The sequence below is a fragment of the Desulfovibrio sp. TomC genome (assembly GCF_000801335.2).
GTDB lineage: Bacteria > Desulfobacterota > Desulfovibrionia > Desulfovibrionales > Desulfovibrionaceae > Solidesulfovibrio.
Window position 1 is genome coordinate 204,241 of record NZ_JSEH01000004.1, and the last position, 15,023, is coordinate 219,263.

The following is a 15,023-nucleotide window of genomic DNA, read 5'->3' on the forward strand; positions in this document are numbered from 1 at the left end:
AATCGATGGAAGAGAAAGTCACCCAGAGCCGGGCTCGCAGGAGCGTGTATATCCTGCCGAACCTGTTCACCATGGCCAGCCTGTTCGCTGGCTTTCTTGGTGCGCTGTGGGCCATCGAAGGCCGCTTCGACATGACCGCCCTGGCCATCCTCTTTTCCTGCCTGTTTGACGGACTCGACGGCAAGGTGGCCCGGCTCACCGGCACCAGCAGCGATTTCGGCGTCCAGTTCGACTCCCTGGCCGATCTGGTCGCCTTCGGCGTCACCCCGGCCATCATGGTCTACCAGTGGCAGCTGGCCCGGTTCGGCCGCCTGGGCATCCTGGCCTCCTTCATGCTCGTGGCCTGCGGCGCGCTGCGCCTCGCCCGGTTCAACGTCATGTCCGGCAAGACCACTGCTTCCAAGAAATTCTTTGTTGGCCTGCCCATCCCGGCCGCCGGCTGCATGATCTCGCTGTTTTACATGTTCGAGCAGTATCTGCCCGACGACATTGCCGCCGCCGTCATGCCCAAGGCCTGCCTCTTTCTTGTCTACGCCTTGTCCTTTCTCATGGTCAGCCGCGTGCGCTACGCCTCGTTCAAGGAATTTGGCTTGGTCAAGGCCCATCCCTTCAGCGCCATGGTCACGGCCCTGCTTCTTTTTGTCGTCGTGGCTTCCGAACCGTGGCTCATGGGCTTCCTGCTCTTCTCCGCCTATCTTGCCTCCGGCATCCTCTACACCTTTTTCATTCTGCCCCGCCGCGCTTCCAAGCTACGGGAGTCCCTCCAGGAACTCTCATAATACCATTATCCTCTTTTTGACATTTCTTGTCATTGCCCCGGCCCCAGGCTAACCATAGCCCAGCCGCGTGATCACACGTGTGCATTCCTCTCCGCGAAAACGCGGGGAAAGGGGAGACTCTTATGCCCGACGACAACAGGGTATTTATTTTCGACACCACGCTTCGGGACGGCGAACAGTCGCCCGGAGCCACCATGACCCGCGAGGAAAAGGTCCGCATGGCCCGCCAGCTCGAAACGCTTGGCGTGGACATCATCGAGGCCGGTTTTCCCGCCGCCAGCGAAGGCGATTTCCAGGCCGTGGCCGCCATTGCCGCGGCCGTCAAAACCCCAATTGTGGCTGCCCTGTGCCGGGCCTTGGCCGCAGACATCGACCGGGGCTTTGAAGCCATCAAGAAGGCCCAGCGCCGGCGCATCCACACCTTCCTGGCCACGAGCGAACTGCACATGGAGCACAAGCTCGGCAAAACTCCGGCCCAGGTGCTCGACATGGCCGAGGCCGCCGTGCGCCATGCCGTAAGCAAAGGCGTCGAGGTCCAGTTCTCGGCCGAGGACGCCTCGCGTTCCGACCCGGCCTTCCTGGTCGCCGTGTGCGAACGGGTCATTGCCGCCGGCGCAACCATCCTCAATATCCCGGACACCGTCGGCTATGCCCAGCCGGCCGAATTCGCCGATTTGATCCGCCATCTGCGCTCCACCGTGCGCGGGGCCGAGGGCGTCACCTTCGCCGTCCACTGCCACAACGACCTGGGACTGGCCGTGGCCAACACCCTGGCCGCGCTGCACGCCGGGGCGCGGCAGGCCGAAGTGACCCTTTCCGGCATCGGCGAACGGGCCGGCAACGCCTCCCTGGAACAGGTGGTCATGGGGCTTAACACCCGGCCCAACTACTATAATCTGACCACGGGCATCGTCACCGAGGAGCTTTTCCCCTCGTGCCGCCGCTTATCCGGCATCATCGGCCAGCCCATTCCGCCCTATGCCCCCATCATGGGCCGCAACGCCTTTGCCCACGAATCCGGCATCCACCAGCACGGCATCCTCAAGGACCGCCGTACCTACGAGATCATGACCGCCGAAAACATCGGCCGCAAAGGCGCGGTGGTGGTCCTTGGCAAACACTCCGGCCGCCATGCCCTGGACGCCAAGGTCAAGGAGCTCGGCTACAGCATCACCGACGACGAACTGTTGGTGGTCTTCGACGCCGTCAAACAGCTCGCCGATCGCAAGCAACGCATCCTCGACGAAGACATCGAAGCCCTCATCCTGGAAAAAGTCCTGCGCCGTCCCGACCGTTATGCCGTGCAGTACCTGTCCGTCCACTGCGGCAACGTGGAGCTTGCTCCCTTTGCCGTCATCGAAATGCTGGTGGAAGGCCAGTCCGTGCGCCACTATTCCGCCGGCTCCGGCCCGGTGGATGCGGTCTTTAACGCCGTGTGCCAGGCTGTTGGCCGCAAGCCCGAACTCGAAGAATACCAGATCAACGCCATCACCGGCGGCACCGATGCCCAGGGTGAAGTGACCGTGCGCATCCGCGACGGCGCGGCCACCACTGTCGGACGCGGCGTCCACGACGACGTCATCATGGCCAGCACCCTGGCCTTTATCAACGCACTCAATCGTTTGGCCAAGAAAGAGGAGGAACGGATATGCCCGCAACTTTAGCCGAGAAAATTCTGCAACAGCACAGCGACGAGCAAATTACGGGTCCGGGGCAGATTATCCGTTGCCGGCTCTCCCTGGTCCTGTCCAACGACATCACTGCGCCGCTTGCCATCAAGTCCTTTAAGAAGATGGGCGCTGCCGCCGTCTTTGACAAAGACAAGGTTGCCATTGTGGCCGACCATTTTACGCCCAACAAGGACATCGCCTCGGCCGAGCAGGTCAAGGTCTGCCGCGAATTCGCCAAGGAAATGGGCATCACCCATTACTTCGAGGGCGGCAACGTCGGCGTCGAACACGCCCTTTTGCCCGAACTCGGCCTGGTTGGCCCGGGCGACGTGATCATCGGCGCAGACTCCCACACCTGCACCTACGGCGGCCTTGGAGCCTTTGCCACCGGCATGGGTTCAACCGACATCGCCGCCGGCATGGCCCTTGGCGAAACCTGGTTCAAGGTGCCGCCCACTATCCAGGTCATCCTCACCGGCACGCTTCGCCAGTACGTCGGAGCCAAAGACCTCATGCTGGCCCTGATCGGAACCATCGGCGTGTCCGGCGCGCTCTATAAAGCCCTGGAATTCACCGGCGACCTCGCTGCGGCCCTGTCCGTCGAAGGCCGCATGACCATGTCCAACATGGCCATCGAAGCCGGCGGCAAAGTCGGCCTGTTCCCGGTGGACGCCAAGACCCTGGCCTACGCCGCGGCCCACGGCCGAACCGGCGACGTGGCCCTGAGCGCCGACCCCAATGCTGTCTACGAACGCACCGTCACCATCAATGCCGACGGCATGGAGCCGCAGATCGCCTGCCCGCACCTGCCCGACAACGTCAAACCCGTGTCCGCCGTGGCCGGACTGCCCATCGATCAGGCCGTCATCGGTTCCTGCACCAACGGCCGCATCGAAGATCTGCGCGAAGCCGCCGCCATCCTCAAAGGCAGAAAAGTGGCCGACTCCGTGCGCTGCATCGTCCTGCCCGCCACGCCCAATATCTGGCGTCAGGCCCTGGCCGAAGGACTCATCGCCACCTTCATGGACGCCAACTGCATCGTCGGCCCCGCCACCTGCGGCCCGTGCCTCGGCGGCCACATGGGCATCCTGGCCGGCGGCGAACGCGCCATCGCCACCACCAACCGCAACTTCAAAGGCCGCATGGGCAGCCTGGAAAGCGAAGTCTACCTCTCTGGCCCGGCCGCTGCCGCAGCGGCAGCAGTGGCAGGAGAGATTATCGATCCGCTGAAGGTGTAGTTGGTAGAGGGAAGAGAAGAATAAGATGCCTCCGGCGGCCGGGGGGGTGATCCCCCCGGACCCCTGCAATGGGGCAAGTTCTATAAGGAGACAGCCATGTACCACGGTACAGCACATACGGTCGGCGCGCATATCGACACCGACGCCATCATTCCGGCCCGTTTTCTGGTCACTACCGATCCTGACGAACTCGGAGCCAACTGCATGGAAGGCCTGGAAGCGGGCTGGATCAAGAAAGTTAAAAAAGGCGACATCATGGTCGCCGGCGAAAACTTCGGCTGCGGCTCGTCGCGCGAGCACGCCCCGGTGGCCCTGCTCGGCGCAGGCATCCCCGTGGTCATCGCCCACAGCTACGCCCGCATCTTCTACCGCAACGGCTTCAACATGGGCCTCGTGCTGCTGGAAATCGGCGACGACGTGTCCAAAATCCACGACGGCGACGAACTCAAAGTCGATGCCGATAGCGGCATCATCGAAAACGTCACCACCGGCGTTTCCATCCAATGCAAACCCGTGCCGCCTTTTATGCAGGGCATCCTCGACAAAGGCGGCCTCATCCCCTACGTCCAGGATCGCTTAGCCGAGCGGGCTTCATAAGAAGGCGAAACGAAGAGTGCCTCCGGCGGCTGGGGGGATAATCCCCCCAGACCCCTGTAAAGGGGGGTAGGGGTTGCGTAAACGGGTGCAATTTTTGTTGCAAGCCCGATATGGCAACGGCAGCCAGCTAAAATGAGCACTCCATTTTTATAAACTTGCCTCCCATTCAGGGGGTCCGGGGGGGATGATCCCCCCCGGCCGCCGGAGGCATCTTCTCTTCTCAATAAAGGACACTCCATGCGTTACAATATATGCGTCATGCCGGGGGATGGGATCGGGCCGGAGATTGTGGCCGAGGCTATGAAGGTTCTGGAGACGGTCGGGAAGAAATTTGGGTTGGAGTTTGGGTTTAGTGAGGCGCTCATTGGCGGCGCGGCCATTGATGCCACGGGTAGCCCGTTGCCTGAGGCGACGATTGCCGCTTGCAAGGCGGCCGATGCGGTGCTGTTGGGAGCGGTTGGCGGCCCGAAGTGGGACACCATTGATCCGGCCATCCGTCCGGAGAAGGGGCTGCTTGGCATTCGCAAGGCCCTGGGGCTTTTCGCCAATCTGCGTCCGGCCAAGCTGTTCCCGGAGTTGGCGGCGGCCTGCTGTCTGCGTCCCGATATCGTGGGTAAAGGCCTTGACGTCATGGTCATCCGCGAACTGACCGGTGGGGCCTATTTTGGCGAACCGCGCGGCATCGAGGAGCGCGGCGGCGAGCAGGTCGGTTTCAACACCATGATCTACGCCGAGCACGAGGTGCGCCGCATCGCCAAGGTCGGTTTCGAGACAGCCCGCAAGCGTGGCGGCAAGCTGTGCTCTGTGGACAAGGCCAACGTGCTGGACGTTTCGCGTCTGTGGCGGGCGGTGGTCCTCGAAGTGGCCAAGGACTATCCGGATGTCGAGCTGTCGCACATGTACGTGGATAACGCGGCCATGCAGCTGGTGCGCGATCCGTCCCAGTTCGACGTCATCGTGACCGAGAATCTTTTTGGCGATATCCTGTCGGATGAGGCGGCGGTCATCACCGGCTCCATTGGCATGCTGCCCTCGGCCTCGTTGGGTGAAGCCAATCCGGGCCTGTACGAGCCGATCCACGGTTCGGCCCCGGACATCGCCGGTCAGGACAAGGCCAATCCCCTGGCCACCATCCTGTCGCTGGCCATGATGCTCAAGCATTCTTTTGACCAGACGGCTGCGGCCGAGGCCATTGAAGTGGCGTGCGCCAAGGTGCTGGCCGAGGGCTACCGCACCGGCGACATCATGGAGCCGGGCAAGCAGCTTGTCGGCTGCAAGGCCATGGGCGATCTGGTCGTGGCGCGCTTGGCGTAGCGAGAGGGGATATACGGAGGGGGATGCCTCCGGCGGCCGGGGGGATGATCCCCCGGACCCCTGCACGTGGAGAAGTTTTTAAGGGGTTTGTGGCGCTGGCTGGTACTGCGGTCGGCTGTGGACCGGGACAGCCGAAGCAGACGCTTGATGGGAATCTCCGTTGCTCCGGCGGCCGGGAGGGGGTACCCCCATCCCGGACCATCCCTTCCGGGGTATTCATTTTCAGCAGCGGTTTCAGGGCGTTGTATAGAACAGGGCAGGGGGCTGGCCGGGGCTGGTTCTCCTGCCCTTTTTTGCGTACAAACGCCCCGCGAAGGCGACCCATTTTCACCGAGCCGTCCGTTGCGACGGCCAAGACGTAAGCGAAGCGACATACCCACCATGGCCAAAGTCAGTCTGCAAAATCTTTCCAAGGCCTATGCCGGCCGGGATCTGTTCAAGGATTTTTCCCTGGAGATTCCCGGCGGCACCCGGCTGGCCATTGTCGGCCAAAATGGCGCGGGTAAATCCACGCTCCTCAAGCTCATTGCCGGCGTGTCCGAACCGGACAGCGGCAAGGTGTCGCTCTCGACCGGCGCGCGCCTGGGCTACGTGGCCCAGGAGATGGAGGAGTCTGATCTGGGCATGACGCTTCTCACCTGGGTCATGGCCGCGCTGCCGTCCTGGAAGGAGTTCTGGGTCCGCTACGACGCGGCCGTGGCCGCCGGGGACGCCGCCGCTCTGGACGCGCTGTCCCACGAACAGGCCAGCATGGAGCATGCCCTGGGGTATAATCCCGAGCATCGGGCCAAGACCATCCTGTCGGGCCTGGGCTTTGAAGAAAAGCATTTTGACAGCCCCATATCCGGCCTGTCCGGCGGCTGGCGGGAGCGGGCCAAACTGGCCCGGGTGCTGACGGCCGGGGCCGATGTGCTGCTTCTCGACGAACCGACCAACCACCTGGATCTCGAAGCCGTGTCCTGGCTGGAATCGTTTTTGTGCGCCTTTGCCGGGGTGCTCATTTTCGTGGCCCACGACCGGGTCTTTCTCGACCGGGTGGCCACCCACACGCTCTTTCTCGGCGAGGCCAAGCCCATCTGGCGGCCGGGATCGTTCTCCCAATTCCTCGTGTGGCGCGAGGAGATGGAAAAGCAGTGGGAGCGCCAAGCTGCGGCCATTGACAACAAGATCAAGCAGCACAGTGTGTTCATCGACCGGTTCCGCTACAAGGCCAGCAAGGCGCGCCAAGCCCAGAGCAAGCTTAAGACCGTGGACAAGCTGAACAAGGAGATCTCGGCTCTGCGCGGCGACCGGCCCGATGTGCGCGGGCGCACCCTTGATTTCTCCCTGCCCGAGCCTGAGCGTTCGGACAAGACGGTCTGCGCCGCCGCCGATCTGGCCTATGCCTGGCCTGGGCGCGACCCGCTGTGGCCGCCGCTGACTTTTCAGTTGTTCCGGGGCCAGAAGGTGGCCCTGGTCGGGCACAACGGCGCAGGCAAGACCACGCTTTTAAAACTCATCGTCGGGGCCAACAAGCCGACCGACGGCCGCATTGTCCTCGGCACCGGGGTCAAGATCGGCTATTTCAGCCAGCACCAGACTGAAATTTTGAATACCGAAGCCATGGTCATGGCCGAGATGCGGCGTATGGCCGGGCCCAAGGCCACCCACCTGGAATGCTGTTCCACCCTCGGGCTTTTTCTCCTGGGCGAAGACTACTGGGAGCGCCGGGTTTCCGAACTGTCCGGCGGCGAGAAATCGCGGCTGGTCCTGGCCGGACTCTTTTCGACCCGGGCCAACTTCCTGATCCTGGACGAACCGACCAACCACCTGGACTTGGAAAGCCGCGAAGCCTTGGTGCGCGCCCTGGCCGAATTCACCGGCACCATCCTGATGGTTGCCCACGACCGCTATCTCTTGCGCGAGGCCGCCGGCGAGGTCTGGTCCGTGGGCTCGGACGGCATCACCGTCTACGACGAGGGCTACGCCGCCTACGAAGCCGCCCAGATGGCCGAGGCCTCGGCCTGCCGGGTGGAGGATGGCGAGGCCTCGGCTCCGCTTCAGCGGGTGTCGCGCCAGGAGGACAAGGAGCGCAAGCGCCGGGTGGCCGAGCAGCGCAATGCCCTCTACCGCGACATCAAGCCCAAGCGCGATGTTTTCGAGAAACTTGAGGCCGAGCTTGAGGTGCTGTTGACCAAGCAGGCCGAGGTCGAGGCGGTCATGGCCGACCCCGAGACCTATGCCGAGCGCGAACTGTTTGCCAAGCTCAGCAAGGAGTACGGCGAACTGTCCCGGGACGCCGAGGATTTGCTGGCCCGTATGTCCGTGGTCGAAGAGGAAATTGCCGATCTGGAAGCGCGCCGGGCGGCCCTTTTGGAGGATGCGTGAGCCCAGGCCGCAAGGTTGTGGCCGTCGTGGCCGCCGTCATCTGGCGGGACGGGCGCTATCTGGGCGTACGTCGGCCTGAGGGCAAGCCCATGGCCGGAGCCTATGAATTTCCCGGCGGCAAAATCGAGCCGGGGGAGACGCCGGATATGGCCCTGGCCCGGGAGCTTGGCGAGGAATTGGGCATCACGCCCACTGCAATTGCCTTTTTCCGGGAAAAAGCGCATTCCTACGAACACCTTTCGGTCCATCTGCATTTTTTCCACGTCCGCGCCTTTGACGGGGAACCGCTTCCCCTGGAAGGCCAGGACCTGGAATGGCTGACCCCGCAGGAAGGCCGGATGCGGCCGTTTCTGGAAGCGGACCGTGACATCGTTGACGCACTGGTATTGGAAGAACGCTGATGCACTCTTCTCCGGGCTGTCTGCGCAGATCGGTGTTAACCCCTTGAAGAATTTTTAGGGAAAGGGGGTCCGGGGGAAAACCCCTTTTTGCAAAAAGGGGTTTTCCCCCGGTTCCTCTCTTCATATCTTCACGAAGGAGATCGCGTGCGAATCAGGGAGTTGATGGAGGCCAGGCGGCCGTTCGTGTCGTTGGAGTTCTTCCCGCCCAAAGAGCGGGAGGCCTGGGAAGGCTTTTTTGGCGTGGTGGAGCGGCTTTTGCCGGTGCGTCCGCTGTTTGTCTCGGTCACCTACGGGGCCGGCGGCAGCACCCATGCCCACACCCTGGAGATCGTCTCGCGCTTAAAGACGGCCTACGGCCTGGAACCCATGGCCCATCTGACCTGTGTCGGGGCCAGCCAGGACAAGATTCGCGGGTTTCTCGACGCCCTGCGCGCGGCCGGCGTGGACAACGTATTGGCTCTTCGCGGCGATCCGCCCAAGGGCCAGGAGCATTTTGTCCCGGATTCCGAGGATTTCCAGCACGCCTCCGATCTTGTGACCTTTATCCGCCAGGAGTATCCCGAGCTGTGCGTGGGTGTGGCCGGCTATCCCGAGTGCCACCCCGAGGCTGCCTCGCCCGAGGCCGACCTGGAGCATCTGCGCGCCAAGCTTGCGCGCGGCGGCAACTTCGTCGTCACCCAGCTTTTTTTCGACAACGACAAATATTTCGCCTTTGTGGACAAGGCCAGGGCGGCCGGCATCACCGCGCCCATGGTTCCGGGCGTGCTGCCGGTTTTGAGCCTGGGCAGCATCAAGCGTTTCGCCTCGCTTTGCGGCGCCAGTCTGCCGCCGGCCTATATGGCCGAGCTTGAGGCGGCCGACGCGGCCGGCGGGGCTGCCGCTGTGGCCGAGGTGGGCATCGAGTATGCCCGAAATCAGGCCCGGGATCTGATTGCCCGGGGCGCGCCGGGCGTCCATCTGTATACGCTTAACAAGGCCGAGGCCGTGCTCTCCATTGTCTCGGGCCTGGAGTACTAGGGCTTTTTCTCGCCACAGGGGTCCGGGGGGATGCGCCCCCCGGCCGGGTTGCGGGGAGTCGTCCCCCGGCCGCCGGTGGCGTACACATACTGCTGCTTGGAGGATCGTATGGGCAGGGGCGAGTTGGTTGTAGCTGTGGCCGGCGCCACGGGAGCCGTGGGTCGTGAGATGCTGAAGACCTTGGAACAGCGGGCGTTTCCGGCCAAAACCGTCAAGGCGCTGGCCTCGTCGCGTTCGGCCGGCACTACCGTGCCCTATGCCGGGGGCGAACTCATCGTCGAGGAGATGACTGAGAAATCCTTCGAAGGCGTCGATATCGCCCTTTTTTCCGCCGGCGGCTCAACCTCGAAACAGTTTGCCCCCTTCGCGGTCAAATCCGGCTGCGTGGTCATCGACAATTCCAGCGCCTGGCGCATGGACCCCAAGGTGCCGCTGGTCGTGCCCGAGGTCAATCCGGCCGACGTCGATTGGCACAAGGGCATCATCGCCAACCCCAACTGCTCGACCATTCAGATGGTGGTGGCCCTTAAGCCCCTGCACGATGTGGGCACGATCAAGCGCGTCATCGTCTCCACTTATCAGGCCGTGTCCGGCACCGGCCAAAAGGCCATCGCCGAACTGGAAACCCAGGTGCGCCAGCTCTTTAACAGCCAGGAAGCAGAGAACAAGGTCTATCCGCACCAGATCGCCTTTAACTGTCTGCCCCAGATCGACGTGTTCACCGATGGCGACTACACCTTCGAAGAAATCAAGATGATCAAGGAAACCAACAAGATCATGGGTGATGATTCGATCAAGGTGACGGCCACCACTGTGCGCGTGCCGGTCTTTTACGGCCACAGCGAATCGGTCAACATTGAGACCGAGAAAAAAATCACCGCCAAGGAAGCCCGGGCCATCCTGGCCCAGGCCCCGGGCGTGGTGGTCTACGACAACCCGTCTGAGAAGATCTATCCCATGCCGCTGATGGCTGCCGGCGAAGATGCGGTCTTTGTCGGGCGCATCCGCGAAGACAACACCATCGACAACGGCCTGCACCTGTGGATCGTGGCCGACAACATCCGCAAAGGCGCGGCCCTTAATGCCGTGCAGATCGCCGAACTGCTGATTGCCCGCGACAAGGTGCGCGTTTAAAGAAGAAAGATGCCTCCGGCGGCCGGGGGCCTGAGGCCCCCGGACCCCCCACATGGGGAAAAGGGGCGGGAAGCCGCTACGAAATCATGCTTGCAAAGGCCCCCGCAGGGGGGCAAACGGGGGAAACGGGTAACGCCGTTTCCCCCATTTTTCATAAGGAGTACTCCATGGCCGACAGCGTTGACGCCAAGACCTATCTCGACCGCCTGCTGGCCGCGCCGCGCCCCGGCAGCGACGGTGTCCTGGCCTTCTACGACCACCGCATCGGCGTCATCGGCAAAGACCCGCGCCTCATGCTCATTCCCCTCGACGACCACCTCGTGCACCGGGGCGACGGCGTCTTCGAGACGCTCAAATACCTCGGCCGCCGGCTGTATCAGATCGAACCGCACTTCACCCGCATGGAACGCTCGGCGGCAGCCATCCATCTGGCCCCGCCCTGCTCCTGGGAGGAAGTGGCCGCCCTGACCCTGGAGGTCTGCCGGGCCGGCGGGGCCGACGACGGCATGGTGCGCGTGCTGATCGGCCGCGGTCCGGGCGGGTTTGGCATCGATCCGGCCGAATGCCCAACCCCGAGCCTGACCATCGTGGCCTACGGCTTTCACGCCCGGCCGGCCGCCTCGTTTGCCAAGGGCGTGACCGCCTTTCGCACCACCATTCCGGCCAAACAGAACTACCTGGCCCGCATCAAATCCATCGACTATCTGCCAAACGTGCTCATGAAGCGCGAAGCCACCGAGCGCGGCGAAGACTACCCGGTGTGCTACGACCACAAGGGATTTCTGGCTGAAGGGGCTACCGAAAACATCTGCATCGTGGACGCCGCCGGCCGTTTTGTTGTGCCGGAACTGACCAATGCCCTGACCGGCACCACGCTGTTGCGGGCCATCGAGTTGCTCGCCGGCGAGGTCGAAGTGGTCTTTGCCGGCATCCGCGAAGAAGACATTGCCACGGCCCGGGAGATGTTCATCCTCGGCACGACGAACGACTGCCTGAGCATCGTGCGCTATAATGGAAAAGCCGTCGGCGACGGCCAGCCCGGGCCGGTCTCGCTGCGACTCAAGGAACGCATCGTGGCCGACATCGCTGCGAGCGGGACAGCGTTTTAGCCGGGGCGTTGTCCCGGCTCCGGTCGGGACAGCGCGCCATCTTCCTCGCGCATCTCCTCTCTTCCTACCGTCGTTCCATGCCGTCCAGCAGCCAGTTGGCGCCAGGGGCGGCATTGTCGCGGGCAAAGGTCCAGCGCTCGGTGCGTTCGGTGTTTTGGCTGGCTCCGGGGTCCCGCAGCAGGGCTTTGTAGTCCACGGTCATGGTGGTGCGTTGGCCGGTATCGTTTTGTTCGGCCAGGGTGGCGTCGACAAGGAGGATTTCGGGCTTGCCGGCTGGCGAGGTGGGCAGGGAGTTGCGCAGCTGGGCGAGCAGGCTGGGGCTGACGAAGTGGGTGAGGTCGTCGTAGTCGCGGTTGGCCAGCGAGGTTGTGATGCGGGTGTAGGCGAGTTTGGCCCCGGCCAGGAACTCGTCGTCAGAAGAAGCGGACGAGGCGGGTGCGGCGGAAGGCTGTCCTTGGGACGGGGCTTCGGGAGCGGAGCCCGGGGCCGGGCGGGATTTGAGAGCGGCCCAGGTGGCCTGGGCGTTGGTGTACATATTGGGTTTGCCGGGGGACGTCGGATCAAGCGGCGGCGTCTGGTCGTCATCCTCATAGCGTTGTTGCGGCGGCGGGGATTGTGAGGAGTCTTTTTTCTTGGCGCGATTGCTCAGGAAGCGAAAGAGAATGAACATGGCCAGACCGAGCAGGATGAGGTTTGTGAGCAGGCCGTCGGAGGCAATGCTGGCCGGTTGAGCGGTCTGGGCCTGGGCCGGGACGGGAATGAGGCTGGCGGCGAGGCCGGCAAGGGCGGGAATGCGGCGCAGGGCGGAAGGTGTGTTGGGCATGGCGTTCTTCTCCATACTGTGCTTTGTGACAAAGGGTGGAGCGCAAGTCAATGTGGGGCATCCTTTGACAAGGTGTAAAAAGAGCTGACACCCTTGCCACGGTACCGCCTTGCTTTGGACCCGCAAACCCTGTTGTTTGGGGAGCTTTGGCCACCGACGAGTTGGCCTTGGCTTTGCATACGCATTGTGTCTTAAAAACCCTGGTCCAATGGGCCGGTTGCCCCGTCATGACATTTGTGACGGGATAGCGTATATTCACATACTGTTTGTCGTGCTGCATACTTGCGTTGTTGAGTAACCCTGGGGGGCAAAATGGGCGTTCGAAGTAAGTTGTATCTGCTGCTTGGCGTATGCGTCTTCGGATTTGCCTGTTCGTTTGCAACGGAGCAGGTAGGGAAGCACTACACCGAGAAGTATAGGAATCTTGAGGAGTTGGCGGCCAACGCCCATCTGGAACTGCTCCAGGGCCGGCGCGAGGAGAAGAATTTTCTGCTGCGTCTCGACCCGGCCTATGTCGAAACGGCGTTTCGCCATGTCGACAAGGTTCGCGCCGACGTTGAACAGCTCGTGCGGTTGGACACGGCCATGGAGAGCGAGACCCGCTCGGCCCTGAGTGAACTGGCCGCCTATCGCAAAGGATTTGAAGCCCTGGCCGATCTCCAGAAAGTGAAAGGCTACACCGAAAACGACGGGTTGATGCGCGATTTCGTGTATGCCGCCCGGGATCTGGACGAGAAGTTCAAACCGGTGACGGACAAGGATTTCCAGATACTGCTGTTGACCATCCGGCGACACGAGAAGAACTGGCAGTTACGTGATGAGGACAGCTACGTGTCGCGGGTGGCCGATGGGGTGAAGAAGCTGCATACCATGGTCAAGGCCGATGAGGCCCTGACGCCTGAGCAGAAAAAGGGTTTTGACGCCGTCATTGACACCTATCAGCGCAGTTTCACCGCCTACGTGGAGGCTTCGGCCAAGGCCAAAACGGTCACGGCGGCCATGGTGGAGAGCGGCCGGGGGCTCATGCCGCATTTCGAGAAGATCGAGGATTTCTACGCGGCCCGGCGCACCCAGATGCAGTCGACCGTGGAAACGGCCCAGGTTGTGGTGCAGGCGGCCCTTGGGCTGGTGCTGCTGCTCGTGGTGCTGTGGATCATTCGCGGCATCACCGGTTCCCTGGCCGCCCTGGGGGTCTATTCCAGGCAAGTGGCGTCGGGCGATCTGACTGCCCGGCCGACCGGCCGTTTTGAGGTGGAGTTTGCCGCCCTGCGCGACGACATCACGGCCATGGTGGACAACCTTGAAGAAAAGATGCGGCTCGTGGAAGATCGGCAGGCCGAGGCGGCCCGGCAGGCCATGGCGGCCAAGGAGGCCATGCACGCCACCATGCGCAAGGAAGAAGAGCTGGCCGAGAACATGGCCCGAATGCAGGCCGTGGCCGAGCAGGCAGCGGATATTTCCCGGCGTCTGTCCGAGGCGGCTGAGAATCTGTCCAGCCAGACCGAACAGTCGGCGGCCGGGGTCGAACTCCAGCGCCGCCGGGTGGACGAAACCGCAACGGCCGTCAGCCAGATGAACGCCACCATTTTGGAGATCGCCTCCAGTGCCGGCTCGGCCGCCCAGGCCGCAGTCACCACCCGCGACAATGCCGTGACCGGGGCCGAGGTGGTGCGTCAGGCCGGGGAGTCCATGTCCACGGTCAACGGCATCGCTACGGAACTCAAGGGCGACATGGCGAATCTCGGCCAGGAGGCCCAGTCCATCGGCCAGGTGGTGGGCGTTATTAACGATATTGCCGATCAGACCAACCTGTTGGCCCTGAACGCCGCCATTGAGGCGGCCCGGGCCGGCGAGGCCGGACGCGGCTTTGCCGTAGTGGCCGATGAGGTCAGGAAGCTGGCGGAAAAGACCATGGTGGCCACCAAGGAAGTGGAATCGCGTATCCGGGCCATCCAGGACGCAGCCGGTCGCAACATTCGCAGCATGGATCAGGCCGTGGACGCTGTTTCCGACGCCAATGCCCTGGCCGGCCGTTCCGGCGAGGCCATCCTGGCCATTGTCGGCAATGCCGACGCCACGAGTTCCGAGGTGCAGTCCATTGCCGCCTCGGCCGAGGAGCAGTCTGCGGCCTCGGAGCAGATCAGCCGGGCGATAACCGAAATAAGCGGCGTGGCCGAGGACAATGTGGCCGGGGTCGAGGCCACGAGCCGGGCCGCCCATGCCCTGGCCGACATGGCCGAGGAACTGGGCCAGCTCATTGTCGAGCTGCGTGGCGGCGAGCGCCGGAGCCGGGGCGGACGAAAAGCCCTGGCGGCCTAGCCTCCCTTCAATGATGCGATTGTATTTTTGAAGAAAAAAGAAATCTCCCTGGTTGTTTGCCTGGGTACGTGCAGAAACGAATGACGCGGACGCGCCCCGGGGGCACCGGGCGCATTGGCCGCTTGCGCCGCCCGGGACCTCCCCGAGATGCCGGGCTTTCGGGAGGCGTCGGTTGCCAGAGGGCGGCGGTCACGGTAGGACAGGCCTCGTCATAAACGCCCAGCCGACGGCCCGGCGCCGCCCGGTCCTTCTCCA

General features: G+C 63.2%; 12 protein-coding genes. 11 read left to right on the top strand and 1 reads right to left on the bottom strand.

The window, feature by feature from the left end:
• Window positions 1-5 precede the first annotated feature (5 nt).
• From pssA to NY78_RS05585, 10 genes are all read left to right on the top strand, one after another.
• Entirely contained in the window at window positions 6-779 is a 774-nt protein-coding gene (pssA, locus tag NY78_RS05540; protein WP_043632784.1) for a CDP-diacylglycerol--serine O-phosphatidyltransferase, read from the top strand.
• Between the two features lie 122 nt (window positions 780-901).
• On the top strand, window positions 902-2,443 hold the full coding sequence (locus NY78_RS05545; protein WP_043632786.1) for a 2-isopropylmalate synthase: 1,542 nt from the start codon (window positions 902-904) through the stop codon (window positions 2,441-2,443).
• Window positions 2,428-3,687 (top strand): 3-isopropylmalate dehydratase large subunit, encoded by a 1,260-nt coding sequence (gene leuC / locus NY78_RS05550; RefSeq protein WP_043632789.1) that lies wholly within the window; start codon window positions 2,428-2,430, stop codon window positions 3,685-3,687. The genes NY78_RS05545 and leuC overlap by 16 nt, the downstream gene beginning before the upstream one ends.
• A gap of 96 nt (window positions 3,688-3,783) precedes the next feature.
• The gene (locus tag NY78_RS05555) at window positions 3,784-4,284 is read left to right on the top strand and encodes a 3-isopropylmalate dehydratase small subunit (RefSeq protein ID WP_043632792.1); all 501 of its coding nucleotides are present in this window, start codon (window positions 3,784-3,786) and stop codon (window positions 4,282-4,284) included.
• 237 nt (window positions 4,285-4,521) lie between these two features.
• The gene (gene leuB / locus NY78_RS05560; RefSeq protein WP_043632794.1) at window positions 4,522-5,598 is read left to right on the top strand and encodes a 3-isopropylmalate dehydrogenase; all 1,077 of its coding nucleotides are present in this window, start codon (window positions 4,522-4,524) and stop codon (window positions 5,596-5,598) included.
• Between the two features lie 381 nt (window positions 5,599-5,979).
• Window positions 5,980-7,965 carry an ABC-F family ATP-binding cassette domain-containing protein gene (locus NY78_RS05565; protein WP_043632797.1) on the top strand — a complete coding sequence of 662 codons (1,986 nt, stop codon included), beginning with the start codon at window positions 5,980-5,982 and terminating at the stop codon, window positions 7,963-7,965.
• Window positions 7,962-8,366, top strand: a complete 405-nt coding sequence (locus NY78_RS05570; protein WP_043632800.1) for a (deoxy)nucleoside triphosphate pyrophosphohydrolase — start codon at window positions 7,962-7,964, stop codon at window positions 8,364-8,366. Before NY78_RS05565 ends, NY78_RS05570 begins: the two co-directional genes overlap by 4 nt.
• A gap of 144 nt (window positions 8,367-8,510) precedes the next feature.
• Entirely contained in the window at window positions 8,511-9,383 is an 873-nt protein-coding gene (gene metF, locus NY78_RS05575) for a methylenetetrahydrofolate reductase [NAD(P)H] (protein ID WP_043632803.1), read from the top strand.
• Between the two features lie 108 nt (window positions 9,384-9,491).
• Window positions 9,492-10,517, top strand: a complete 1,026-nt coding sequence (locus tag NY78_RS05580) for an aspartate-semialdehyde dehydrogenase (RefSeq protein WP_043632805.1) — start codon at window positions 9,492-9,494, stop codon at window positions 10,515-10,517.
• 167 nt (window positions 10,518-10,684) lie between these two features.
• Entirely contained in the window at window positions 10,685-11,626 is a 942-nt protein-coding gene (locus NY78_RS05585) for an aminotransferase class IV (protein WP_043632807.1), read from the top strand.
• A gap of 64 nt (window positions 11,627-11,690) precedes the next feature.
• On the opposite strand, the gene NY78_RS05590 is transcribed toward NY78_RS05585, so the two are convergent.
• Entirely contained in the window at window positions 11,691-12,449 is a 759-nt protein-coding gene (locus tag NY78_RS05590) for a hypothetical protein (protein ID WP_156180873.1), read from the bottom strand.
• Window positions 12,450-12,761: 312 nt separating this feature from the next.
• On the opposite strand from NY78_RS05590, the gene NY78_RS05595 reads away from it, so the two are divergent.
• A complete protein-coding gene (locus NY78_RS05595; protein WP_043632811.1) occupies window positions 12,762-14,768 on the top strand; it encodes a methyl-accepting chemotaxis protein in 2,007 nt (668 codons plus the stop codon).
• Window positions 14,769-15,023: the final 255 nt, after the last annotated feature.